The sequence below is a fragment of the Aureimonas sp. AU12 genome, assembly GCF_001463705.1.
Lineage (GTDB): Bacteria > Pseudomonadota > Alphaproteobacteria > Rhizobiales > Rhizobiaceae > Aureimonas.
On sequence record NZ_BBWH01000040.1, the window covers coordinates 141459 to 165902 of the forward strand.

The 24444-nt window shown below is 68.8% G+C and carries 26 protein-coding genes and 1 tRNA gene; 15 read left to right on the plus strand and 12 right to left on the minus strand.

Annotated elements, in window-relative coordinates; translation table 11 throughout:
• Nucleotides 1–37 precede the first annotated feature (37 nt).
• The 5 genes from typA (at nt 38) to ppa (ending at nt 4807) form a co-directional block, all read left to right on the plus strand.
• The gene (gene typA, locus AUL33_RS16270) at nt 38–1867 is read left to right on the plus strand and encodes a translational GTPase TypA (RefSeq protein WP_062210446.1); all 1830 of its coding nucleotides are present in this window, start codon (nt 38–40) and stop codon (nt 1865–1867) included.
• 179 nt (nt 1868–2046) lie between these two features.
• On the plus strand, nt 2047–3060 hold the full coding sequence (locus tag AUL33_RS16275) for a zinc-binding alcohol dehydrogenase family protein (protein WP_062210449.1): 1014 nt from the start codon (nt 2047–2049) through the stop codon (nt 3058–3060).
• A gap of 44 nt (nt 3061–3104) precedes the next feature.
• A complete protein-coding gene (locus AUL33_RS16280; RefSeq protein WP_062210452.1) occupies nt 3105–3485 on the plus strand; it encodes a PH domain-containing protein in 381 nt (126 codons plus the stop codon).
• Nucleotides 3486–3628: 143 nt separating this feature from the next.
• A complete protein-coding gene (locus tag AUL33_RS16285; RefSeq protein ID WP_062210455.1) occupies nt 3629–4135 on the plus strand; it encodes a GNAT family N-acetyltransferase in 507 nt (168 codons plus the stop codon).
• A 96-nt stretch (nt 4136–4231) separates the two neighbouring features.
• Nucleotides 4232–4807 carry an inorganic diphosphatase gene (ppa, locus tag AUL33_RS16290; RefSeq protein ID WP_062210459.1) on the plus strand — a complete coding sequence of 192 codons (576 nt, stop codon included), beginning with the start codon at nt 4232–4234 and terminating at the stop codon, nt 4805–4807.
• A 128-nt stretch (nt 4808–4935) separates the two neighbouring features.
• Here ppa and AUL33_RS16295 read toward each other — a convergent pair whose 3' ends face one another.
• Genes AUL33_RS16295 through AUL33_RS16305 form a run of 3 tightly spaced genes read right to left on the minus strand, consistent with a single transcriptional unit; the run spans nt 4936 to nt 6165 of the window.
• A complete protein-coding gene (locus AUL33_RS16295; protein ID WP_062210462.1) occupies nt 4936–5517 on the minus strand; it encodes a hypothetical protein in 582 nt (193 codons plus the stop codon).
• The gene (locus tag AUL33_RS16300) at nt 5471–5767 is read right to left on the minus strand and encodes a DUF167 family protein (protein WP_062210465.1); all 297 of its coding nucleotides are present in this window, start codon (nt 5765–5767) and stop codon (nt 5471–5473) included. Before AUL33_RS16300 ends, AUL33_RS16295 begins: the two co-directional genes overlap by 47 nt.
• Before the next feature lie 14 nt (nt 5768–5781).
• Entirely contained in the window at nt 5782–6165 is a 384-nt protein-coding gene (locus AUL33_RS16305; protein ID WP_306302799.1) for a YggT family protein, read from the minus strand.
• Between the two features lie 152 nt (nt 6166–6317).
• Here AUL33_RS16305 and AUL33_RS16310 point away from each other — a divergent pair.
• Nucleotides 6318–6393 (plus strand) — tRNA-Ala (locus AUL33_RS16310).
• 70 nt (nt 6394–6463) lie between these two features.
• Nucleotides 6464–7738 (plus strand): MFS transporter, encoded by a 1275-nt coding sequence (locus AUL33_RS16315; RefSeq protein ID WP_062210468.1) that lies wholly within the window; start codon nt 6464–6466, stop codon nt 7736–7738.
• Nucleotides 7739–7767: 29 nt separating this feature from the next.
• Here AUL33_RS16315 and sthA read toward each other — a convergent pair whose 3' ends face one another.
• The 7 genes from sthA to hemC form a co-directional block, all read right to left on the minus strand.
• The gene (gene sthA / locus AUL33_RS16320) at nt 7768–9180 is read right to left on the minus strand and encodes a Si-specific NAD(P)(+) transhydrogenase (protein WP_062210473.1); all 1413 of its coding nucleotides are present in this window, start codon (nt 9178–9180) and stop codon (nt 7768–7770) included.
• Between the two features lie 95 nt (nt 9181–9275).
• On the minus strand, nt 9276–10094 hold the full coding sequence (locus AUL33_RS16325) for a glutamine amidotransferase (protein ID WP_082652673.1): 819 nt from the start codon (nt 10092–10094) through the stop codon (nt 9276–9278).
• Between the two features lie 64 nt (nt 10095–10158).
• Nucleotides 10159–10623 (minus strand): TerB family tellurite resistance protein, encoded by a 465-nt coding sequence (locus AUL33_RS16330; protein WP_062210476.1) that lies wholly within the window; start codon nt 10621–10623, stop codon nt 10159–10161.
• A gap of 32 nt (nt 10624–10655) precedes the next feature.
• Entirely contained in the window at nt 10656–12140 is a 1485-nt protein-coding gene (locus AUL33_RS16335) for a heme biosynthesis protein HemY (protein ID WP_082652665.1), read from the minus strand.
• 1 nt (nt 12141) lies between these two features.
• Nucleotides 12142–13710, minus strand: a complete 1569-nt coding sequence (locus AUL33_RS16340; RefSeq protein ID WP_156419447.1) for a COG4223 family protein — start codon at nt 13708–13710, stop codon at nt 12142–12144.
• A gap of 309 nt (nt 13711–14019) precedes the next feature.
• Nucleotides 14020–14718, minus strand: coding sequence for a uroporphyrinogen-III synthase (locus AUL33_RS16345; protein ID WP_062210482.1), 699 nt, complete (start codon nt 14716–14718; stop codon nt 14020–14022).
• A gap of 9 nt (nt 14719–14727) precedes the next feature.
• Nucleotides 14728–15663, minus strand: coding sequence for a hydroxymethylbilane synthase (gene hemC / locus AUL33_RS16350; protein WP_062210486.1), 936 nt, complete (start codon nt 15661–15663; stop codon nt 14728–14730).
• A gap of 205 nt (nt 15664–15868) precedes the next feature.
• On the opposite strand from hemC, the gene AUL33_RS16355 reads away from it, so the two are divergent.
• The 8 genes from AUL33_RS16355 (at nt 15869) to AUL33_RS16390 (ending at nt 21502) form a co-directional block, all read left to right on the plus strand.
• The gene (locus tag AUL33_RS16355) at nt 15869–16483 is read left to right on the plus strand and encodes a hypothetical protein (RefSeq protein ID WP_062210489.1); all 615 of its coding nucleotides are present in this window, start codon (nt 15869–15871) and stop codon (nt 16481–16483) included.
• A gap of 113 nt (nt 16484–16596) precedes the next feature.
• Nucleotides 16597–17718, plus strand: a complete 1122-nt coding sequence (gene tsaD, locus AUL33_RS16360; RefSeq protein WP_244492293.1) for a tRNA (adenosine(37)-N6)-threonylcarbamoyltransferase complex transferase subunit TsaD — start codon at nt 16597–16599, stop codon at nt 17716–17718.
• Between the two features lie 20 nt (nt 17719–17738).
• The gene (locus AUL33_RS16365) at nt 17739–18716 is read left to right on the plus strand and encodes an NAD(P)H-dependent glycerol-3-phosphate dehydrogenase (protein WP_062210492.1); all 978 of its coding nucleotides are present in this window, start codon (nt 17739–17741) and stop codon (nt 18714–18716) included.
• A gap of 71 nt (nt 18717–18787) precedes the next feature.
• Entirely contained in the window at nt 18788–19078 is a 291-nt protein-coding gene (locus tag AUL33_RS16370; protein WP_062210495.1) for a YciI-like protein, read from the plus strand.
• A 15-nt stretch (nt 19079–19093) separates the two neighbouring features.
• Nucleotides 19094–19540 (plus strand): EVE domain-containing protein, encoded by a 447-nt coding sequence (locus AUL33_RS16375; RefSeq protein ID WP_062210500.1) that lies wholly within the window; start codon nt 19094–19096, stop codon nt 19538–19540.
• A gap of 43 nt (nt 19541–19583) precedes the next feature.
• Nucleotides 19584–19808, plus strand: a complete 225-nt coding sequence (locus AUL33_RS16380; RefSeq protein ID WP_062210596.1) for a DUF3072 domain-containing protein — start codon at nt 19584–19586, stop codon at nt 19806–19808.
• 279 nt (nt 19809–20087) lie between these two features.
• Nucleotides 20088–20768 carry a methyltransferase gene (locus tag AUL33_RS16385; protein ID WP_062210504.1) on the plus strand — a complete coding sequence of 227 codons (681 nt, stop codon included), beginning with the start codon at nt 20088–20090 and terminating at the stop codon, nt 20766–20768.
• Between the two features lie 98 nt (nt 20769–20866).
• Complete coding sequence (locus AUL33_RS16390) at nt 20867–21502, plus strand: LysE family translocator (RefSeq protein WP_062210506.1); 636 nt, start codon at nt 20867–20869, stop codon at nt 21500–21502.
• Nucleotides 21503–21618: 116 nt separating this feature from the next.
• Here the strand turns inward: AUL33_RS16390 and AUL33_RS16395 are convergent, their stop codons facing one another.
• Together AUL33_RS16395 and AUL33_RS16400 are read right to left on the minus strand one after the other, a co-directional pair.
• The gene (locus tag AUL33_RS16395) at nt 21619–23952 is read right to left on the minus strand and encodes an FdhF/YdeP family oxidoreductase (protein WP_062210511.1); all 2334 of its coding nucleotides are present in this window, start codon (nt 23950–23952) and stop codon (nt 21619–21621) included.
• A gap of 140 nt (nt 23953–24092) precedes the next feature.
• A partial coding sequence (locus AUL33_RS16400; RefSeq protein ID WP_062210516.1) for a L,D-transpeptidase occupies nt 24093–24444 on the minus strand: 352 nt, incomplete at its 5' end.

Sequence of the window (24444 nt, forward strand, 5' to 3'; positions counted from 1 at the left end):
CCTTTTCACGCGTTCCAACTCCTTCCGGTGGCCCAATATGAAGCTTCGCAACATCGCGATCATCGCGCACGTCGACCATGGCAAGACCACGCTCGTCGACAAGCTCCTTTCCCAGTCGGGATCGTTCCGTGAGAACCAGCGCCAGGAAGAGCGCGCCATGGACTCGAACGACCTCGAAAAGGAGCGCGGGATCACGATTCTGGCCAAGGCCACCTCGGTCGAGTGGAAGGGCACCCGGATCAACATCGTCGACACGCCCGGCCACGCCGACTTCGGCGGCGAGGTCGAGCGCATCCTGAACATGGTGGACGGCGCCGTCATCCTCGTCGACGCGTCGGAAGGCCCGATGCCGCAGACCAAGTTCGTGCTCGGCAAGGCGCTAAAGGTCGGCCTCAAGCCGATCGTCGCGATCAACAAGATCGACCGTCCGGACGAGCGCCACGAGGAAGTGCTGAACGAGATCTTCGATCTCTTCGCCAATCTCGACGCCACCGACGAGCAGCTCGACTTCCCCGTCCTCTACGGCTCGGGTCGCGGCGGCTGGATGGCCACCACCCCGAACGGTTCGCGCGAGGAAGGCCTCGAGCCCCTGTTCGACCTGATCCTCAAGCACGTTCCCGAGCCCGACACGGCCGGCAAGGACGAGCCGTTCAAGATGATCGGCACCATCCTCGAGGCCAACCCCTTCCTCGGGCGCCTGATCACCGGGCGCATCCAGTCCGGCTCGATCAAGCCGAACCAGGCGGTGAAGGTGCTGCACGGCGACGGCACGGTTCTTGAGACCGGCCGCATCTCCAAGATCCTCGCCTTCCGCGGCCTCGAGCGCACCCCGCTCGAATACGCCGAAGCCGGTGACATCGTCGCCATCGCGGGCCTTCAGAAGGGCACGGTCGCCGACACGTTCTGCGACCCGGCCGTCACCGAGCCCCTCGTCGCGCAGCCGATCGATCCGCCGACCGTGACCATGTCCTTCATCGTCAACGACTCGCCGCTCGCGGGCACCGAGGGCGACAAGGTGACGAGCCGCGTCATCCGCGACCGCCTCCTCAAGGAAGCCGAGGGCAACGTCGCGCTGAAGATCGAGGAATCGGAAGACAAGGACTCCTTCTACGTGTCGGGTCGCGGCGAGCTGCAGCTCGCCGTGCTCATCGAGACGATGCGCCGCGAAGGCTTCGAGATCGGCATTTCCCGCCCGCGCGTCGTCATGAAGAAGGACGAGGCGACCGGCGAGACGCTGGAGCCGATCGAAGAGGTCGTGATCGACGTCGACGAGGAGCATGCCGGCGTCGTCGTGCAGAAGATGAGCGAGCGCAAGGCCGAGATGGTCGAGCTGCGGCCCTCCGGCGGCGGACGCCAGCGTCTCGTCTTCCACGCGCCGACGCGCGGCCTCATCGGCTACCAGTCGGAACTCCTGACCGACACGCGCGGTACGGCGATCATGAACCGCCTGTTCCATTCCTATCAGCCGTTCAAGGGAGAGCTGGCGGGACGCAACACCGGCGTCCTCATCTCCAACGATGCCGGCGAAAGCGTCGCCTTCGCGATGTTCCACCTGGAGGATCGCGGGCCGATGGTGATCGAGTCCGGCGTCAAGGTCTATGCCGGCATGATCATCGGCATCCACACCCGCGAGAACGATCTCGAGGTGAACGTGCTGAAGGGCAAGAAGCTCACCAACATGCGCGCATCCGGCAAGGACGAGGCGATTAAGCTGACGCCGCCGATCCGCATGACGCTCGACCGTGCGCTGTCCTGGATCCAGGATGACGAGCTGGTCGAGGTGACCCCGAAGACGATCCGCCTTCGCAAGCTCTATCTCGACTCGAACGAGCGCAAGCGCTTCGACAAGAGCCGCAAGGTCGCCTGATCCTTCAAGGATCCGGCGTGACGATCGAGGGCGGGGCCGCAAGGCTCCGCCCTTTTTGTTGCGCCCTGCCGGGCTTGATCGCGGCGCGAAGGCGTCTACGTCACGACAGAACACCAGCTTGGCGCCGGGCAGGGTCTGTCACGGCGGCCTCGCGGGGTCGAGATCGGGGAGGCAGGTCGATGCGGGCGGTCGGATATGCGGCATCGCCGCCGGACAAGTCGGCGGAGCATCTGGTCGATCTCGATCTGCCACGGCCCTTCGCCACGGGCCGTGACCTCCTCGTTCGCGTCGAGGCAGTCTCGGTCAATCCCGTCGATACCAAGCAGCGCGGCCCCGTCGCCGACGAAAAGCGCCTGCCGCGCATTCTCGGCTTCGACGCCGCTGGGGTCGTGGAAGCCGTCGGCAGCGACGCCACGCTGTTTCGCGAGGGCGACGCGGTGTTCTATGCCGGGGCGGTAGACCGGCAGGGCTCGAATGCGCAGTACCAGCTCGTGGACGAGCGGCTCGTCGCCCGCAGGCCGGCCAGTCTCGACTTCGCCGATGCCGCCGCCCTGCCGCTGACGGCGATCACCGCCTGGGAAACCCTCTTCGACCGCTTCCGCATCGAGCCCGACCGCAGCGAGCGCGGCACGCTGCTGGTCATCGGCGCCAGCGGGGGCGTCGGCTCGATCACCACGCAGCTCGCCCGGGAACTGACCGGCCTCACCGTCGTCGGCAGCGCCTCGCGCGAGGAGACGCGCCGCTTCGCCCTCGACCACGGCTGCCACCATGTCGTCGATCACGCGCAGCCGATGGCACCGCAGATCGAGGCGCTCGGCCTGCCGCCCGTCGACTACGTCTTCGCCGTGACGCAGACGCCGCGCCACATGGCCGATATCGGCGCCCTCATCCGCCCCTTCGGCCATCTCTGCGTCATCGACAGCGCCGATCTCGATCTCGCGCCGATCCGTCAGAAATCGGTGTCGCTGCATTTCGAGTACATGTTCACCCGCCCCGTGTTCCAGACCGCCGACATGATCGAACAGCATCGTCTTCTCGCCGAGGTCTCGCGGCTTGTGGATGCCGGGCGCCTGCGCTCGACGCGCACCCGCACCCTGCAGCCGATCTCGGCCGCGACGGTGCGCGAGGCCCACGCGCTGGCCGAGAGTGGAACGACGATCGGCAAGACCGTCCTCGCCGGCTGGCCGGCCTGACCCCGCCCCTTTCGCCTGACCCCGCCCCTTTCGAAGGAACCACGATGGGACTTCTCTCCGGCCTGCTCGGCCTTGCCAGCGACGTCGACGTCGATGCGCTCGCCCGCGAACTCGAACCCGTGCTCCTCCCCGACGAGGGGATCGAGGTGGCGTTCCAGGTGATGCGCGACCAGATGGTCTTCACCGATCGGCGCGTCATCCTCGTCGACAAGCAGGGCATGACCGGGCGCAAGCGCGCCTATCATTCGATCCCCTACCGCGCGATCACCATGTTCTCGGTCGAGACCGCCGGCTCCTTCGACACCGATGCCGAGCTTCGGATCTGGGTCGCGGGACAGGCGCAGCCGTTCCTGCAGAACCTCTCGCGCGGCGCCAACCTGCCGGGCATCCAGAAGGCGCTCGCCGGCGGTGTGCTGAGGCGTTAACGGGTCGTGGAAAGTCGGGGCAGGTGGTTGTCGCCATGCGCTCCACCGGCTACCCCCGCCCCATGACAGCACGACGCATCGGACCGGCCCGCTTTTTGTTCTCGGTAGAGGATCGAAAGCCCGGGCTTCATGGTTAACGGATCATGAAGACGATCGCCGCAGAAGTTCGCCTCGCCGAGGCCCGCGATGCCGGGTCGCTCGCCGCCGTCCACGAGGCCTCCTGGCGGGGTGCCTATGGCGGGTTGATCCCGCACAAGGCGCTCGGCCGCATGCTGGAACGGCGCGGACCGGACTGGTGGCGGCAGGCGATCGAGAACCGAGCGACGATCCTCGTGGTCGAGTATGGCGGCGAAACGGTCGGCTATGCGACGCTCGGCCGAAATCGGACGCGGGCGCTCACCGTCGAGGGCGAGATCTACGAGTTGTATCTGCGGCCTGAGTTCCAGGGCATCGGCTTCGGTCGGCGTCTGTTCGACGCCTGTCGGATGCTGCTTCGCTCGCGCGGACTCCGGGGTCTGGCGGTCTGGGCGCTGGCCGACAACGAGACGGCCCTGAACTTTTACGAGGCGTCGGGCGGCGTCGATGTCGCGGCCGGCTCGGAATGTTTCGACGGCGTGACGCTGAGGAAGGTCGCATTCACCTTCGCCTGAGGAAGTCGCACGCGGCATGCGTGTACGAACTGCATGCGCATTGCCTCCGCCCCGACGAGACGGTAGAGACGCTCGGACGGCCAATCGGAGGATTCCATGCGCATCGACGCCATCGCCCGCGGCAAGAACCCGCCAGACGACATCAACGTCATCATCGAAGTGCCGGTCGGCGGTCACCCGATCAAGTACGAGATGGACAAGGAGGCTGGCGCGCTCTTCGTCGATCGCTTCCTCTACACGCCGATGACCTATCCCGGCAATTACGGCTTCGTGCCGCACACCCTGTCGGACGACGGCGATCCGATCGACGTGCTGGTCTGCTCGACACGGCCCCTCTTCCCCGGCTGCGTCATTAACTGCCGCCCGATCGGCGTCCTGATGATGGAAGACAACAAGGGTCTCGACGAGAAGGTCATCGCGGTTCCCTCGCCGGAACTGACCCAGCGCTACCAGAATGTTCACGAACACACCGACCTGCCTGAGATCACGCTGAAGCAGATCGAGCATTTCTTCGAGCACTACAAGGATCTGGAGCCCGGCAAGTGGGTGAAGATCGGCGGATGGCACGGCTCGGCGAAAGCCAAGGAACTGATCCGCGAGGCGGTGGTCCGTCACGACGCGGCCAAGGAATCCGAGCGCAACCCGACCCCGGTGGGCCAGGAAAACGCCTGACCCTTCCCTAGGTACGCCGCAAGCCGGCGTGCGTGGGAGACAGCTCGATCGAGGGGCGCGGACCATCGAGGACCGCGCCCTTCTTGCGTTGGGTGTCTCGATAGCCAACGCCGCGGCCTCGTAGGATGTCAGCGACCGGCGGCCTGAAGCCACGCGGCACCAAGGCGGCGGGTGGTGTCTGCGGCGCGGCCCTGGATGGTGGCGCGATCGATGCCGCAGCGAAAGCCCGGCGCTCGCGCGTCGGCGAAGGAAGCGGCCCTGACGTCGGCTTCCGGCTCTGCATTCCCGTCGAACAGCGCGACGATGCAGCCCGGCCGCTCCATGCTGCCGGGCTTCGTCACCACCAGCCATCGCAGCGCTTCGTCTCCCGATGTCAGGCGATAGAGAAAGATGCCGGCGATCGGCCGGGCGCCGAGGATGCGCCAGTCGAGGGTCCGCCCGAGCATGGCAGGCGCGGGTAGCGGCGGCGGGAAGCCGGCGGGCGCGCCGAGAGCCACGCGCCGGTTCGCCTCATCTCCCGCAAGATACACATCGGTGCCGATGAGCCCGGCGCAACGCAGGACGCCAGGATCGCTCGGCGTCGGCGCGGGCACGCAGTAGCGTGGCAGGAGGGGCGAGGCGGCGGCGGCGATTCCGGCGGGCGCCACGGGCTGCGACCCCGCGTCAGGCGCGGCCGCCAGCACCGTGAGGAGGAAGAGCGCGGAGAGCATGGCCGATGCTATCGGCGGCGGCGTCGATGCGCACGCGTTTTTCGCGCGACTTCGAGCCGCCGGCGAGCGACAGCGCCGATTTCGGCAGATGCAGCGCCTCTGCGAGAAGCGCGATCAACGCTGCATTCGCGCGGCCCTTCTCTGGAACGGCCCGCACGCGGGCCTGAACGATCCAGCCCGCCGCGTCCTCGGTCGCGCCGTCGATCCGGTCGCTCATTGCGCGCGGGGTCAGACGCACGCGAAGGATCATGGACGAAGCGTCGCTCAGATGCCCGCGCGGTAGATCGCCGGCACCACGTAGATGAAGATGATCTGCTGGATGAAGAAGATGATGAGCAGCACCACCAGCGGCGACAAGTCGAGCCCGCCGAAGGTCGGCAGGATCCGCCGGATCGGGCGGAACAGCGGTTCGGTCATCCGGTAGAGGAAATCGGTGATGGTGCGCACGAACTGGTTGCGCGCGTCGAGAATGTTGAAGGCGAGGAGCCAGGACAGGATCGCCGACGCGATGATGATCCACCAAGCGATGTTGAGGACCAGGAGGAGGACTTGGACGACGGCGAGCATGTCGGGTGAACAGCCTTTTTCGAAGGAGTCGCGGCGCTTTGCGTCGCCACGGGTCGGGATCGAACCATAGGCGAGCGACATGGGGATTTTCCTAACGGATGCCAAGGAAATTCCGCGTCATCGCCGCTTGGTGCGCCGCAACGGCTGGGATGGGTCGCGCGACGGCCGGACCGGCTGCGAACGCCGCTTGACACCCCTCCCCGCCCTGATCTAAATGCGCGGCACCGGTGGACGGGGCTGTAGCTCAGTTGGGAGAGCGCGTCGTTCGCAATGACGAGGTCAGCGGTTCGATCCCGCTCAGCTCCACCAGTGGTCTTTCTTTCCAGCGCATCCCAGAGCCGAACGTCGGCGGCCCCGCCGCCAGAGACCGAGCGCCTGCATGAGTGACGACCGGACCCTCGAGGCCGCCACCGGACCGTCCGATGCGCCGAAACCCGACGACGACCGCTTCGCCGCCTTCCGCAATCCCCGCTTCCTGCGCTACTGGCTCGCCCGTTTCGCGGGTGCCTTCGCCACGCAGATCGTCTCGGTCTCCGTCGGCTGGCAGATCTACGACCTGACGCGCGATCCGCTCGACCTCGGGCTCGTCGGTCTCTGCCAGTTCCTGCCGGCGCTTCTTCTCGTGCTCGTCACCGGTACGGTCGCCGACCGCTTCTCGCGGCGCTGGATCATGGCGCTGGCGTTGGTTGCCGAGACGCTCGCCGCCGGCCTGCTGCTGACGCTGACCTTCCTCGATCTCGTCTCGCCCCTGCCGGTCTTCGCCATTCTCGTGATGTTCGGCATCGCCCGTGCCTTCTTCGGCCCGGCGGCCTCCTCGCTCGTGGTCAATCTCGTGTCGAAGGACGAACTGGCCAACGCCATCGCGTGGAACTCCTCCTCCTGGCAGATCGCCTCGATCGTCGGCCCGGTCGCGGGCGGCCTTCTCTATGGGCTCTCCTCGCACCTGTCCTATTCCGTCGCGCTCGTGCTCTTCGCAGTCGGCGCGGGCCTCGTCCTGTCGATCGCGGCGCCGGCGCAACGCAAGGCCGGCGAACCTGCGAGCCTGGAAACCGTAGTCGCAGGCTTCCGCTACATCTTCCGGGAAAAGGTGGTGCTCGGCGCCATCTCGCTCGACCTCTTCGCCGTGCTTCTCGGCGGGGCCGTAGCGCTCATGCCGGTCTTCGCGCGCGACGTGCTGGAGGTCGGACCCTGGGGCCTCGGCATGCTGCGCGCCGCGCCCGGCGTCGGCGCTCTCGCGGTGGCGCTCTGGCTCGCCGCCCATCCGGTGAAGGACCGTGCGGGCCTCGTGATGTTCGCCTTCGTCGCCCTGTTCGGCGCCTTCACAGTGCTTTTCGGCCTCTCCACCGCGCCCTGGCTCTCGATCGTGGCACTGGCGCTGATGGGCGCCTCCGACATGATCTCGGTCTATATCCGCGAGATCCTGCTGCAGCTCTGGACGCCGGACGAGGTGCGTGGGCGCGTCAACGCGGTCAACAGCGTCTTCGTCGGCGCCTCCAACGAGCTCGGCGAGTTCCGCGCCGGCGTCATGGCGGCGCTGATCGGCGCCGTGCCGGCCGTGGTGGTGGGCGGCGTCGCGACGATGGGCGTCGCCGCGATCTGGGCCTATGCCTTCCCGGGCCTGCGCCAGGCGCGCAGCCTCGCGGCCCGGACCTGAGCCCGGCGACCCCAAGCGACTAGGCCGGATCAGACGACCGGCGCGGCTGCCGGCCCGAAGGCGCGGTTCCAGGCGTCGAGGGCGGCGATCTTGTAGGCTTCCGCCAGCGTCGGATAGTTGAACGTGTTGTCCATGAAGTAGTCGATGGTGCCCTTCAGGTTGAGCACCGCCTGCCCGATATGGACGAGTTCGGTCGCCCCCTCGCCGACGATGTGGACGCCGAGCAGGCGCCGGGTCTTCTTCGAGAAGATCATCTTCATCATGCCGGTCTGCAGCCCCATGATGTGGCCGCGCGAGGTCTCGCGGAAGCGCGCGATGCCGCATTCGTAGGGGATGCCCCGCTTGCGGACGTCCTCTTCGCTCATGCCGACGGTCGAGATCTCCGGCACCGAATAGATGCCATAGGGAAAGAACTCCGGCGGCGGCGGCGGTTGCAGGCCGAACGCATGGCAGGCTGCCAGCCGCCCCTGCTCCATCGAGGTCGAGGCGAGCGAGGGAAAGCCGATGACGTCGCCAGCGGCATAGATGTGCGGGACAGCGGTCTGCAATGTCTTGGGATCGACCGTGATGCGCCCGCGATGGTCGCTCGTGAGGCCGGCGGCCGCCAGATTCAGCCCCTCGGTGGCCCCCATGCGCCCGGCCGCGAAGAGAAGCACCTCGCTCGTCACGTCGCGCCCGGTGGCGATGCGGCAGACCGGACGCCCCTGCGCGTCGAACTCGATCTTCGTCACCTCCGCCCCGAGGCGCAGCGCCACGTTGCGGTCGCGCAGCTCGTGGATGAACTCCTCCATCAGTTCCTTGTCGACGAAGTCGAGGAAGGTGGCGCGGGGCTCGATCAGCGTCACCTGCACTTCGAGCGCCGAGAAGATCGTGGCATATTCGACGCCGATGACCCCGGCGCCGATGACAGCCAGCGAACGCGGCAGCTTCGGAATGGCGACGATCTCGTCGGAATCGAAGACGTTCTCGCCGTTGAAGGGCACGTAGTCGGGCCGGAACGGATGGGTGCCGACCGCGATCAGGATCGCGCCGCCGGTGACCACCCTCACTTCGCCGTCCGGCAGCGTCACCTCGACCTCGTGCGCCGAGCGGAAGGCGGCGTCGCCCCGCATCGTCTTCACCCCGTTGCGGGCGAACTGGTGTTCGAGAACGTCGACCTCGTGCTCCAGCGTCTTTTCCATGCGCGACTGAATGTCGGCGGCCGAGATGTCCTGCTTCACCCGATAGGCGCGGCCGTAGAAGCCGCGCTCGCGCCAGCCCGAGAGGTTCAGCACGGTCTCGCGCATCGTCTTCGACGGGATCGTGCCGGTGTGGACGGATACGCCGCCCACCTTCTTGTGCTTCTCGATCACCAGTGCGGTGCGCCCGAGCTTGGCGGCCTGGATGGCGGCGCGCCGCCCCGACGGGCCGCTCCCGATCACGACGAGGTCGAAGGTCGACATGAGGCTGTTCTCGGCTCCGCGAAGGACGGGACTAATGTCGGCCCGAATGCAGGCCGCCCGCATGCTGCATAGCGAAAGAGGCTTTCGCGAAGCGTTCAGCCGCGACGCGTGTCGTCCTCGGTCGCGGTCCGTCCGAAGATCAGGCCGAGGAACTGCTCCAGCCAGCGCTTGACCGGCGCATCGTGGATGGCGCGGCCCGAGAAATGCTCGCGCCGCCCTTGCGCGCCCGGCAGCGACAGGCGCGCATGGCCATGCGTCGTCCAGCGATGCATCATGGCCAGCGTCAGTTCGGCATGGAACTGGACTCCGTAGGCCTTCTCGCCGTAGCGGATCGCCTGATGGGGAAAGCGCTCGCCCCGGGCCAGAAGTGTCGCGCCGTGCGGCAGGCTGAAGCCCTCGCGATGCCACTGGTAGACCATGCCCGGCCAATGCGGCATGAGGTGGCGCCCCTCGGGCGTTGCCTCCACCGGATAGTAGCCGACCTCGACGAGACCCTCCGGGTGCGGGCCGACGGTGCCACCGAGATGCTTCACCAGCATCTGCGCGCCGAGACAGATGCCGAGAAGGGGCCGGTCTTCGCGCAGCGGAATTTCCAGCCAGTCGATCTCGTGCCGCAGATGGGCGTCGGGATCGTTGGCGCTCGGCGGTCCGCCGAAGACGATGGCGCCGCGATGGCCGTCGAGCGTCGCCGGCAGGCGTTCGCCCAGCACTGGACGCTTGATGTCGAGCCGGATCCCGGCCGCCTCCAGCACCTGACCCACCCGCCCCGGCGTCGAGGTTTCCTGATGGAGAACCACCAGCACCGGGCGGTCCTCGTCCTTCTGTCGCAGGACGAAGCGCGTCGGCGCATGCGGCTTGTCAGCGAGGCTCGGGGACGCAGGCGTGAACTCGAGCCTTCCGGTGTCAGGTCCCATCGCCGACGATCGCTCGACGAGCCCATCCGGAAGAGCCTGGTTCCGATCGATGCGAACGAGATCGTCAACCATCGGCCGCACGTCGCCGGGCCGCCGCCTCGCGCTTGCCGAGCATCCGGTCGCGCGAGGACACGCCGAGGAGTTCGGCGATGCGCCAGACGACGTTGTCCTCGAGTTCATGGACGTCGCCGTCCACGAAGACGATCTCCCAGAGAAGCTCGACGAAGCGGATCCGCTCAGCCTCGCCGAGATGGCGCATCAAGACGTTGGTGAAGCTGAAGAGGTCCACAGCGTCCTGATCGGCTTCCTCGCCCGCCGCTTCCATCGCCCTCGCTTCGCTCGCCGCCAGACCGTATTCGGCGGCGAGAAGATCACGCAGACGCGCCTTCTCGGCAGCGGTGGCGATGCCGTCCGCCTCGCTCACGTGATGCATGAGCGCCGCTGCGGCGATGCGCGGGTCGTCCCCGTGGGAGCGACCGCGCTCATCGCCTGCGAGGGTCTTCAGGAAATCCCTGAACGTGTCGAGCATGCCGGCCTCGAATGCGCGAATCGGTTGGGCGATCAGACGCCGACGGTCTGATCGCGATGATCGGCCTTGGCCTCCGCGATCGGCGCGACGGGCCGCGACGTCTCACCGAGGGTCATCTCGCCCGTCTTCGGCGAACCGACGCCGTTCGCCGACACGCTGTTGGACGATCGTGGATAATGCGAGGTGATCTCACGCATGGGATCGGCGGCTTCGTCGCCGAGTGCCAGAGCCGCAGGCTTGGGTGCGACCCATCGGAACGCGTCGAGACGACCGGTGGCTGGCGAGACCGGCAGCCATTGGCGACCTGTCACGCCGTCGGCATCCCAGGTCGGGTCCTTCGGCGCATGAAGCGCGCGGCTCATCCACTGGCGGACGAGCGCCTCGTTGCCCGTGTCGGCGTCCTCGATGTCGGCGAGAAGCAGGAAGACGCTCTCGCGCGGCGCCGCGTCCACGGCCGCCAGCGCCTCGGTACGGGCCAGGGCAAACTCGCGTGCGTCGAGCGCGGCGTGTGCCACCGCCAGTCGCGACTCGACGTGCCCCGGCTGGAGGGCGGCGAGCACACGCGCCCGCTTCAGCCGCTCGGCGACGCCATCGGCGGGCCGCGCATGGATGTAGAGCGCCGCGATCTCGGGATGCGGCTCGGCCTTCCAGGCCGATTCCAGCGCCTTCGAGGCACCCTTGGCGTCGCCGAGGCGGATCATCGCCTTGGCCGCGACGACGGCAGCCGGCGTCAGGTCCGGTGCGAGCTTCTGCGCTTCGCGGGCCGCGATCTTGGCGCCGGTCGGATCGGCGTCGGCGAGACCTTGCGCCTTGCCGGTGAGGAGGACGGCTCGAAGCCGGCGGCTCTCGGCCTTGTCGACGAGCCGCGAATCGCGCTGCGCCTCGAGGATAGCGAGAGCGCCGTCATAGTCGCCCTGGGCGGCCTTGAGGTCGAGCACGGCACCGCCGGCCCAAGGCACGTGCGGCGCGATGCGCACGGCGCGCTCAGCATAGTTGCGGGCCGCATCCTTGTCGCCGAGGCGCTCGGCCTCGAGGAACAGGCCGCGAAGGCCGACGAGGCGGGTTTCGGGCTCGGCCTCCAGCGTCTCGAAGATCGAGCGGGCGCGGGCGTGGTCGCTCTCGATCAGCGCCGTCTGCGCGTCGAGAAAGCGCAGCATCGGCTCGCGGCGGTTCTTCAGGAGCTTGGCGGCCTGCGTCGTCATACGCCGCGCGGTCAGGGCATCGCCCGCACCGGCGGCGATCATGCCGGCCGACAGGGCACGGTAGCCCTTGTCGCGGCGGCGGTTGGAGAAGAAGCGCGTGACGCGGTCGGGCGCCTTGAAGAAGCCGCGCACCAGCCAGAACAGCGCGATCGCGCCGGCGACGAGCAGCATCTCGACGATGACGAACACGGTGAAGCTCGTGCCGACCTCCTGGCCCTGCCAGACGAGCGACACGGAGCCGGGATTGTCGGCGAGCCAGGCGAAGCCGAGGCCGGCAGCGAGGACGATGAGGAAGAATGCGAGGATACGCAGCATATCAGCCCTGCGACGCGGAGGCGCCGATGGCGCTGTTGATGGTCTGGTCGATGATGCCATCGGCCTGCGTGCGCGCCTTCACCTTGTCGGCGAAGTCCTGGGAGGCGGTCTTGGCAGCGTCCGGCAAGGCCGTCCACTCGCTCGTCCAGGCGGCGTAGTCGCCTCCGGCGATCGCAGCGTCCATACGGGCGACGGCCGCCTCGGGACCGGGCGTCGCCGAGGAAACGGCGGTGCCGGCGGGGCGAACGGTCACGAGGGAGCGCAGACCCGAAAGAACCTGACTGCCGAGTTCGGCGGTCGGGTCGGCCGGCCGGAGCGCGGCAAGAATGGCCCCCTCTGCCTCGTTCCACTGCGCGGTCAGCGCGTAGGGTGTCGGCACGCCCGAGGCGGCGAAATCGCGCAGCGACTGGACGGCCTCCGGATTGCCGGCGGCCCCCGCGAAGGTTTCGAGCTCGCTCATAAAGGGCGTGCCCCGGTCGATCGCGGTCTTGAGGCTGGCCGCCGACAACGCGACGCCCGCGCGGCGGTTGGCCTCTTCGATCGACGAAAGTCGCGAAGCGAAACCGTCCACGGCGGTGCGCGCCTCGTTGGCGGCGGTCTGGGCGTTCTGCGCCGCTTGCTGGGCAGCCTGCGCGGCGCTCTGCGCGCCGTCGGCCGCCGTGGTGGCACCCGCTGCCGCGTCGCGCGCGGCGTTGGCGGTGGTCTCGGCAGCGCTCGCGGTGTCGCGGGCAGCGTTGGCCGTCTCGGTGGCGGAGGCCGCGGCGCTCGCCGCGTCGCCGGTCGAGGCACCGCCGCTCTGCACCGCGCGCTCGGCGGCCGCGACGCGGTCGCTCAGCTGCGCGAAATCGCTGGTCGAGACCATGCCCGATCCCGCGCCGCCGGCCGCCTGCGCAGACTGCAACTGCTCGACGGCGCCGCGCAACGTCGCGACGTCGCCGGTGACCTGCTGGACTTCGCCGGCCGTGGCGAACTGCTGGACGTTGGCCGCCGGGGTCTCGGCGACGGGGATCGTCAACGCGCCGGAGGTGAGAAGAAGTGCACCGCCGCCGACCGCGAGCGCCGCGCCGAGAAGACCGGCGCCAAGCAGCGAGCCGAAGCCGCGGCCGCGATGGGGGGACTCAGCGTCGGGCGCCGCGCGATAGGGGCTCGTCGCCAACGGATCGGGGCCGGACGGCTCGGGCTCTGGTGTATGGGGAACGGTGTCGTCGTCCTCGAACTCGCCGAGGTCGCGGCGTGGCGGAAGCGTCGCTCCCGCACCAACGAAGCCTTCTTCGCGCGCAAATTCGGTCTCGGGCGCCTCGCTGGACTTGGTCTCCTCGTCACTCGCGGCCGCGTCGGCGACACCGCCCGGCACGACGTCGCCGGAGACGGGGTCGAGATGCTCGGCGGTGCCGATCGGCGCGTCGTCCGTTGCCGCCGAATGGACGCGGCCCGTCTCGGCCGCCGTGTCGCCCTCGGCGATCCGGTCGGCCTCTGCCGGCAGGTCGTCGCGATGCGCCCCGCCGGTCACGGCCGCAGCCTCGTCTGCCTCGAGATCGGATGGTCGCCCGGTGCCGGATCCGCCGTTCATCGCTTCGGTTCGTCCTTCGTCAATCGGAAAGGGAGTGTCGTCGGGGCTTGTCGGCGACGTTGCCGCGTCGGCGCCCTCGACCCGCTCGGCATCGAGATCGATCGTGGTTTCGGGTCTTCCGCCAGATTTCGACCGCCGTGGGCGATGGGCCATCCAGGAACTCCTTCACGTCACTGTCGATCCCGGACCGGACGGGTTGGCGAGACATGCGGCACCGGCGAAACCGGCGACGCACATCCCACGATCGATGCTGATTTAGCGTGCGCCGCGCAAGCTGCAACGGACATAATCAAACTTGGGTCCACCATCTCAGACGATTGCGGCGATCAGCCGATCGATCTCCGGGCTACGTGCCACCTGCGCCTGCGCCCGCATCGGCTCCGGCAGAGCCTCGGCGATCGCCTCCGACAGGCAGTGGAGGGTCGCGCCGGGCGCCAGCAACCCGGGATGCCGCATGGCGAGTTCGGCGAAGGCGCGGGCCTGCTCGCCCGACAGGAGAAGCACCCCGTCGGGCGCGCCGCCCGCCGTCACGCCGGCCAGTTCGGCCGAGCCGACCGCACGCGCCAGCGTGTCGTAGACCTCGGCGACGACGAGCGGGACGCCCCTTCGCGCGCAGCCTGATTCCAGATCCGGCCGGCGGACCCGACCTGCCGCATAAAGCACCGGACGATCCACCCGGGCGCCCAACCCGGCCAGCATCGGCGGGAGCGAGGCCGCGCGATGGGCGCCGATACGGATCTCACGCAGGCCCGACGTCCGCAGCGCCGCGGCGGTGCCCTCGCCCACCGCCACCACGGGCAGGCGGCTGTCGCCGAAATGCCGGGCGAGCCAAGGTGCCGCATGCGCGCTCGTGGCGACGAGCCCGGCGAGGAGCCCGCCGGGGGGTCTGGGATCGAGCGGGCGGATCTCGTGCAGCGGCAGGCTCAGTCCCCCGTGCCCATGCGCCGCCAGCGCGGCCATTGTCCTCGCGGCGCTGCCGGTCTCTCGCAGAACGAGGATGCGCGCCATCGTTCGGACCTACCGCTTCCAGTCTTCGAAGAAAGCGGCGCCCGCTTCGGCGACCAGCCGCAACGCCGCGTCCTCGGCCAGTTCCTTCGCCTCGCCGCGCTCGCCCTCGATATGGGTCTCGTGCATGCGCGTTCCGTCCGGCGTCAGGATCATGCCGTGGAAGCGGAAGCGGTCGCCGTTCAGCGTGCCGTGGGCGGCGATCGGGGTGCGGCAGGAGCCGTCGAGGACGGCGAGGAAGGCTCGCTCCGCCTTGAGGACCGCGTGGGTGTCGGCGTCGTCGATGGCGGCGGCGAGCGCGTCGGTGCGCGCGTCCCCGGCCCGCGCCTCGATGCAGATCGCACCCTGCCCCGGCGCCGGCGGGAAGCTGGCGGCATCGAGGAATTCGGTCGCGGCTGCCTCGTTGCCGAGCCGCTTCAGGCCGGCCAGCGCCAGCAGCGTGCCCTCGACCTCGCCAGCGGCGAGCTTGGCAAGGCGCGTCTGGACGTTGCCGCGAAAGATGACGAGGTCGAGATCGGGACGCAGCCGCCGCAGCAGGGCCTGGCGCCGCAGCGAGGCCGAGCCGACGCGCGCGCCGAGCGGCAGGTCGGCGATGGTCTCGACGCGGCGGCCGATGAAGACGTCGCGCACGTCCTCGCGCGGCAGGTAGGCGGTGAGCGCCAGCCCGTCCGGCACCTGCGTCGCCATGTCCTTGGAGGAATGAACGGCGAGATCGATCCGGCCTTCGAGAAGCGACTCCTCGATCTCCTGCGTGAACAGGCCCTTGCCGCCGACCTCCGAGAGCGGGCGATCCTGGATCCGGTCGCCGGCGGTCGACAGCACCACGATCTCGAACGCCTCCGCCGGCAGGCCATGCGCCGCCATCAGCCGGTCGCGGACCTCGTGCGCCTGCGCCAGCGCGAGCCGGCTGCCACGGGTGCCGATGCGGATGAGGGACGTGCCGGTCATGGAGGCCTTTCGAAGGAGCAGGCACCCGCGCGGCGCCCCGTTTTCCCGCTTCCTACAACAGGATGCGCCGCTTGGGGACCGCCCGGCGAAGCCAATCCCGCGCCGGGGCGACGCAGCGGCCTTGAAACGGTCGGTTTGCGCGCTCCCTGATGGGCGATCGATTACGAGGCGATCCACTGGATTGCCGCACAGGAGCTTTCCCCCCATGCGCCTTGCCCTTCGAATGCCCGTCCTCGCCTTGTCTGCCCTCGCGCTCTCCGCCTCGCTCGCAAGTGCTCAGGACGCCCAGCCCTCGCGAGTTCGCGGCGTCATCGCCGCCGTCGACGGCAGCACCCTGTCGGTCACTTCGCGCGAAGGCCCGGTGGTGGCGATCGCCATGAAGCCCGATGTCGGCGTGCGCGGCGTCACGTCAGCGAACGCGGCCGACATCAAGGCCGGCGACTACGTCGGCGTCGCCTCGTTGCCCGGCGAGGGCGGCAAGGCGGGCGCGCTGGAAGTGCTGATCTTTCCCGCCGCGATGAAGGGTGCGGGCGAGGGCAGCTACCCCTGGGACCTCAAGCCCAACTCGACGATGACGAACGCCACCGTCTCGAACGCGGTGGAGAACGTCTCGGGCCGCGAGCTGACGCTTTCCTACCCGACCGGAACCAAGCAGGTGACTCTGCCCGCCGGCATCCCCGTCGTCACCTTCACCGAGGCCAGCACCGCCGACCTGAAGCCGGGCGCACCGGTCTTCGTGCCCGCGACCAAGGCCGCCGACGGCACGCTCTCCACCGCCTTCGTGGTGGTCGGCACGGAAGGCATCGTCCCGCCGATGTAAGGCCCCCCGCTCCAGACGACTCCCGCCGGAGACGAACCCGGCGGGAGTGGCGCGAACCGGCGCCAGGCTCTATGTCGGCTGGACGTTCACGCTGCCATGGAAGCGATCCGCCCTTGTCCCGTCCAACGCCCATCCCGCATCCCGCCCCGGGAGCGACGCTCGTTCTCGGGCTGGAGACGAGCTGCGACGAGACCGCCGCGAGCGTCGTCGGCCGCGACGCGGACGGGCGTGCCGTCATCCTGTCGAACGTGGTGCTCAGCCAGGTCGAGGAGCACGCGGCCTTCGGCGGCGTCGTGCCGGAAATCGCGGCGCGTGCGCATACGCAGGCGATCGGCGGCATCGTGCGGGCCGCGCTCGAGGAAGCAGGCGTGCCGCTGGACGACATCTCGGCGGTCGCCGCGACCACCGGGCCGGGCCTCGTCGGCGGGCTGATCGTCGGCGCGATGACCGGCAAGGCGATCGCGGCCTCGCGCGGCCTGCCCTTCGTCGGCGTCAACCATCTCGAGGGCCACGCGCTGACGCCGCGCCTCACCGACGCCCTCGCCTATCCCTATCTTCTGCTGCTCGTATCGGGCGGTCACACGCAGATCCTCCTCGTCGCCGGGCTGGGGCGCTACGAGCGCTGGGGCACGACGATCGACGACGCGCTGGGCGAGGCCTTCGACAAGACCGCCAAGCTCCTTGAACTGCCCCATCCCGGCGGGCCGAACGTCGAGCGCATGGCGGCGGGCGGCCATCCCGCCCGCTTCATCCTGCCCCGCCCGTTGCGCGGCGAGAAGCGGCTCGACTTCTCCTTCTCGGGCCTCAAGACCGCCGTGCGGCAGGCCGCGCAGGCCCATGCGCCGCTGAGCGAAGGCGACGTCGCCGATCTCTGCGCCAGCTTCCAGGCCGCCGCCGCCGACACGGTGCGCGACCGCGTCACGCTGGCGCTCGCGCGCTATCGCACCGATCATCCCGGTCTCGCAGATCCCGTGCTGGCCGTGGCCGGCGGCGTCGCTGCCAACGGCGCAATCCGCGCCGTGCTGGCCGATGCGTGTGCGCGCCACGGTGTTCGGCTCGTCTCGCCGCCGCTGGCGCTCTGCACCGACAATGCCGCGATGATCGCCTATGCCGGCCTCGAACGGCTGGAAGCGGGGCTCATCGATGCGATGTCGGCGCCGGTGCGCCCGCGCTGGCCGCTGGACGAGACCGCGGCCCCGCTCGTCGGGTTCGGCAAACGCGGCGCCAAGGCGTGAGCGTGGCGCAGGAGAAGCACATGCGGATCGCGGTGATCGGCGGAGGCGCCTGGGGCACGGCGCTGGCCGCCCTCGAAAGTCGCGAGGGCGCCGAGGTGCGGCTCTATGCGCGTGACAGCGCCATCGTCGAGGCGGTGAACGGTGTGCGCGAGAACCCGCGCTATCTGCCGGGTATCGCCTTGCCGGAGCATCTGCGGGCCAGCGACGATCTCGGCTTCGTGCTGGCCGAGGCCGAAGCCGTGCTCGCGGTGGTGCCGGCACAGACGCTGCGCACCGTCTGCGGCGCGCTGCGCGGGCGTCTGCCGGCACAGGTGCCCCTCGTCCTCTGCTCGAAGGGCATCGAGGCGGCGACCGGGCTCTTTGCCTCCGACGTCGTCGCCGCCGAACTTCCCGGCCATCCCGTCGCGGTGCTGTCGGGGCCGAGCTTTGCGGCCGACGTCGCGCGCGGCCTGCCCACCGCCGTGACGCTTGCCTGCGTTGACGCCGCCGAGGCCGACCGGCTGGCACGGCGCCTGTCCACCGCCACCTTCCGCATCTATGCCGGCACCGACGTTCTCGGCGTCGAGGCCGGCGGCTCGCTCAAGAACGTCCTGGCGCTCGCCGCCGGCGCGGCCGCCGGTCTCGGGCTCGGCGCCTCCGCCGGGGCGGCGCTCGTCACGCGCGGCTTCGTCGAGCTGCGCCGGCTTGGCGAAGCGCTCGGCGCCCGGCCGGAAACGCTGATGGGTCTCTCGGGCCTCGGCGATCTCGTCCTCACCTGCTCGGGCAGCCAGTCGCGCAACTTCGCCTACGGGCTGGCGCTCGGGCGCGGCGACGATCTCGGTGGCCTGAAGCTCGCCGAAGGCGTCCATTCAGCCGGCGTTGCGGCGCGGCTGGCCCGCGAACACGCCATCGAGGCGCCGATCATCGAGGCCGTCGCTGCCATTCTGGATGGGCGTATCGCTGCCGGCGAAGCGGTGTCGGCGCTGCTGGCACGCCCACTGAAGCGCGAATTCGATTGAAACCGGGCGCAGGGCTGATAGACGCCGACGGCAGATCATCCGACCTCAGATCACAACGGGAGACTGAAGACATGCTGTTCGCCCTTCTCTGCGAAGACCGCGTTGATGCCGGCACGCTGCGCGCGGACACCCGCGCCGCCCATCTCGAGCACCTGAAGGCGCTCGGCCCGGTGCTGCGCTTTGCCGGCCCCTTCCTCGGCGACGACGGCAAGCCGACGGGCAGCCTCCTCGTGGTCGAGGCCGAGAGCCCGGAGGCCGCCCGCGCCATCGCCGATGCCGACCCCTATGCCAAGGCCGGCCTGTTCGGCTCCGTCACGGTGAGGCGCTGGAACTGGACCGTCAACAATCCCGACAACGCCTGAGGGGGCCGCGTCGCCATGGCCTTCTGGCTCTTCAAGTCCGAGCCGTTCAAGTGGTCCTTCGAGCAGCAGAAGGCCTGCGGCACGGAGGGCACCGAGTGGACGGGCGTTCGCAACTACCAGGCGCGCAATTTCATGCGCACCATGATGCTGGGCGAACGCGGCTTCTTCTATCATTCGAACGAGGGCAAGGCGGTGGTGGGGATCGTCGAGATCTGCGCCCTCGTCCATCCCGACTCCACCGCCGACGACCCGCGCTGGGAGTGCGTCGACCTTCGCGCGGTGATGGATGTGCCAAACCCGGTGACGCTCGACGCTTGCAAGGCCGAGCCGCGCCTGCAGGGCATGGTGCTCACCACCAACTCGCGCCTCTCGGTGCAGCCGGTGACGGTGGCCGAGTTCCGGGTCGTCTGCGAGATGGGGGGACTGGATGCCGCAGAGGCGATGGGAACCCGCCCGGCCTGAGAACATTCCGGAAACAGACCCACGCGTTTTCGGAGTGAACGAGATGACGAGCGACAATCCCAAGGCCGACGCCCCCTCCAATGCCGAGAAGGATCCGGACACCTGGACCACCGGCGGCGAGCCGATGACGGGGGCGCAGGGCTCCTATCTCCAGACGCTCTGCGAGGAGACCGGCCACGAGTTCGATCCGAAGATGAACAAGGCCGACGCCTCGAAGCTGATCGACGAGCTTCAGGGCCAGAGCCAGCGGTTGAAGAACGCGTCCTGATCGATCTTGTCACCAACAAAGAAAGCCGCCCTGGTCGGGGCGGCTTTCTTTTGGTCGGTCCGTGATCGACAACCGCAAACGTCAGCCGCCGGTCCCCATGCCTGCAGCTCAGCTCAGGAATCCGAAGACCCACAGGAGAAGGATGATGGGGATCGGGATCCCGATCAGCCACATAAGTCCACCCTTCATCATTGCCCTGCTCCATTGCCTGTGATGCCAAACTCGTCTTCTGACCAACCAGCGCCGCGTCTGCTGGTTCCCTCCTCCCCGGTTCCGCCGATGACGCCTCCTGCCCTGCCGAGCGAGGATCCTCGTCGCCGCTTCGTCGAGGCGCAGACAGCGCGGCTTCGCTCACCGCACGTGCCGGAGATCGTGCTGCATCTGGCCGACGAGGCGCACGATCTCTGGCTGCGTACGGAAGAGGAGCTGGAGGCGATCGGCCTGCCGCCGCCCTTCTGGGCGTTCGCCTGGGCCGGCGGGCAGGGCCTCGCTCGCTTCGTGCTCGATCACCCCACCGAAGTCCGCGGTGCCCGCGTCCTCGACTTCGCCTCGGGTTCGGGCCTCGTCGCCATTGCCGCGGCGATGGCGGGCGCGTCGCATGTCTGCGCCGTGGACGTCGATCCGTTCGCACTCGCGGCGACGCGGCTGAACGCAGAGGCGAACGGCGTCGCGCTCGACATTCGCTCGGCGGATCTCGTGGGCTCAGTTGTCGAGGCCGACATCCTGCTGGCCGGCGACGTCTTCTACGACCGCGCCTTCGCGGAACGTCTCGCGCCCTGGTTCGATCATCTGGCCGAAGCGGGAACACGCATCCTCGTCGGCGATCCCGGCCGTGCCTACCTGCCGCGCGCCCACGTGACGGAGTGCGCCGTCTACGAGGTGCCGGTCACGCGGGCGCTGGAGGATGCCGACGTAAAGCGCACTACGGTCTGGCGCTGGATGCCGCCGGGCTCTCGGTAGGAGAGCCTCCGTTCGCCGAAGATCGTATTGTCTGCCGCTCTTGGCTCTTGCGTGTCCACGCGATCGATGGATGGATCCTCCTTCTTTGGAGATTCAACATGACGATCGAACACTGGCTTGCCTTCGCTGCAGCGTCCGCAGTGCTGCTCGCCCTTCCCGGCCCGACGATCCTTCTCGTCGTCTCGCACGCGCTGACGCATGGACGCCGCGTCGCGCGTGCCTCGATGGCGGGCGTGGCGCTCGGCGACTTCACGGCGATGACCACCTCGATGCTGGGCCTTGGCGCGCTGCTCGCGACCTCCGCGCTCCTCTTCACCGGGCTGAAATGGCTGGGCGCGGCCTACCTGATCTATCTCGGGATCAAGCTCTGGCGGGCGCCGGTCGGCGAAGACGCCGCAGAAGCGACAGAGGATGCGGGCGAAGCGGTCTCCGCCCTGCGCATCTTCCTCCACACCTATGCCGTGACGGCGCTCAACCCCAAGAGCATCGTCTTCTTCGTCGCCTTCCTGCCGCAGTTCCTCGACACGTCGGCGCCGCTGGCACCGCAGATGATCGTCTTCGAGGCGACGTTCCTCGTGCTCGCGACGATCAATGCCGGCCTCTATGCGGGCCTCGCCTTCGCCGCCCGTCGCCACATCCGGCGGGCCGGCGTTCGCCGTGCGGTCAACCGCACCGGCGGCACGCTGATGATCTCGGCGGGGCTTCTCGCCCTCGGCTGGCGTCGGACGGCCTGATCCCGGGCGGTCTACCCGACCGGCGGCGGTGCCGAGCGTTCCATAAGCCAACAGACCAGCGCCGGTCCGCATCTGGATCAAAGGGGACGCAGCCGAACAGCCACGCCCCCCTTTCGCTACTCCGCCGCGATCGCCGGCACGAGGGCCCGCACCACGCGGATGGGCACCGACTTGGCGGCGGGCACATGCGCCTGTTTCTCGTGGTGCCAGAGCGGGATGAGCTTGTTGAGCTCGGGATAGTAGCCCCCGACATTGCCGGTCGGCAGCTTGTAGGAATGGACCCGCAGGCCCTCGACGCGGCGCTCCACCCCGTCGTCTGCATGGGTCTCGACGTCGACGAAGTCCTGATCGCGCAGGCCCATGCGCGCCATGTCGTCCTTGTTCATCAGGAGCACCATGCGCGAGCCCGAGATGCCGCGCAGGCGGTCGTCATAGCCGTAGACCGTGGTGTTGAACTGGTCGTTCGAGCGCAGCGTCATCAGCTTGAAGACGTCGTGGCCCTCAACATTGATGTCGGGATCGACGTCGAAGCCGTTTTCCGGAAGCAGGAAGTTGGCTTTGCCGCTCTCCGTCTTCCAGATGCGCTCGCAGGCCGGCAGATCACGGTGGAAGCCGCCCGGCTGCAGGAAGCGCTGGTTGAAGCCCTTGAAATATTGCGGGTAACAGCGCTCGATTTCGTCGCGCACCCGCGAGTAGTCGGCCACCCAGTCGTCCCACGGAATGGTGCTCTGGCCCGCCACCGTCGCCTTGGCGAGTTCGGCGACGATCTTCGTCTCCGAGAGGAGCTCGGGCGAGGCCGGCGGGCGCCAGCCCTTCGAGCCGTGAATACAGGCGGTGGAGTCCTCGATCGACACGGTCTGGTCGCCGGTCGCCTGCGTGTCGCGCTCGATACGGCCGAGACACGGCAGCATGTAGGTGACCTCGCCCGGCAGGAGATGGTTGCGGTTGAGCTTCGTCGAGATCTGCACGTGCAGCCGCAGCCGGCGCCACGCCTCCTCGATCTTGCCGGTCTCGGGGACGGCGCGCGAGAAATTGCCGCCGAGGCCGATGAAGGCCTTCACCGATCCGTCGATGATGCCCTCGCAGGCCTCCACCGTCGCCATGCCCTTCTCGCGCGGCGGCTCGAACCCGTAGAACTCGGCGAACTTGTCGAGCGGGGCGAGTTCCGGCTTCTCGGTCATGCCCACCGTGCGCTGACCCTGCACGTTGGAATGGCCGCGGATCGGCGAGATGCCGGCACCGGGCTTGCCGATATTGCCGCGCATGAGAAGGAGATTGACCACCATCTGCACGTTCTCGACGCCGTGCCGGTGCTGGGTGAGGCCCATGCCGTAATGGGCCATGACCGCCTTCGACCGGGCGTAGACGCGGCCGACCTCCTCGAGGTCGGCGCGCGGCAGGCCGGAGACGCGCACGATCTCGTCCCAGTCGGCCTCGCGCACGAAGGTCTCGAACGCCTCGAAGCCGTGGCAGTGCTCGGCGATGAAGTCGACGTCGAGCACGCGCTCGCGTCCGGTCTCCTTGGCGGCGTCGTCGAGGGCGAAGACCGCCTTGGCGATGCCGGTGATGGCCGCGATGTCGCCGCCGCAGCGGACCTGGAAATACTCCGTCGACATCTTCGTCCCCTCGTCGGGGGACAGCATTTCGGTCGGCGCCTGCGGGTTCTTGAACCGCATCAGGCCCCGCTCCTCGATCGGGTTGAACGTGTAGACAGGAACGCCGCGTTTCCTCGCCTCCTGCAGCGGATGCAGCAGGCGCGGCGCGTTGGTGCCCGTGTTGTGCCCGAAGAAGAGCATCATGTCGGAGAGCGCGAAATCCTCGTGCTGGATCGTGCCCACCGGCGAGCCGATCGACAGCGGCAGGCCGACCGAGGTCGATTCGTGGCACATGTTCGAGGAGTCCGGCAGATTGGCATTGCCGTAGACCCGCGCCAGGAGCTGGTACATGAAGGTCGTCTCGAGCGAGGCGCGGCCCGAAGCGTAGAAGATCGCGGATTTGGGATCGAGCGCCTTCAGCTCACGGCCGATCTCGGCGAAGGCGCTTTCCCACGTCACCGGCACGTACTGGTCGAGCGAGGGGTCGTAGCGCATCGGCGTCGTGAGGCGCCCGTTCTTCTCCAGTTCGTAGTCCGTCCACGTCAGGAGCTCGTTGACGCGGTACTTGGCGAAAAAGTCCTTGTCGGTGCGCTTCTTCGTCTGCTCCCAGATCGTCGCCTTCGCGCCGTTCTCGCAGAACTCGAAGGCGTGTCCGTCCTTGGGCTTGGCCCAGGAACAGGAGACGCACATGAAGCCGTCGGCCTTGTTCTGCTTGAACAGGGTGTTCCAGATCGTCGAGACCGCCAGTCCTTCTGCCAGGCTCTTCGTGGCGAGAGACTTGACCGAACCCCAGCCGCCCGTCGGCTCGTCATAGGGTTCGACCCGGGGCTTGGATTGGATCTCGCTGCGGTCCATCGCGTCACGTCCTTGGCTGCCGGCAGGCGGATCGGAGTGGCCCGATCCGCTCGCACTTCGTCTCATCCGTGAACCGCTCGCACGCGACACAAGTTCCCTCCCAATCGGGCCCACGCGGCACGATGACCGCACGGTGACCTTCAGCGGCGCACCACGAGGCGCATGCCGGGCCGCAGGAACGGGGCGAGACGGGCCATGTCGCGCGGCGAGACGGCGACGCAGCCCTCCGTCGGCCGGTAGCCGGGCCGCGCGATATGGAGGAAGATCGCGCTGCCGAGCCCGCGCACCCGCATCCGCACGTTCCAGTCGAGCACCACCACGGCGTCGTAGAGCCGGTCGTCGCGCATCATGCGTTCGGTGCTGGCGGGAAACGGCAGGCGAACGGGCCGGTTGTAGGCGCCGTGCCGGGCCGCGTCGCACCAGCCGTCGTCCGACCGGATGTGGCGCGTCGGCAGGGTCCATTGCGGCAGGCCGGGCCGGCCGCCCCGCCGG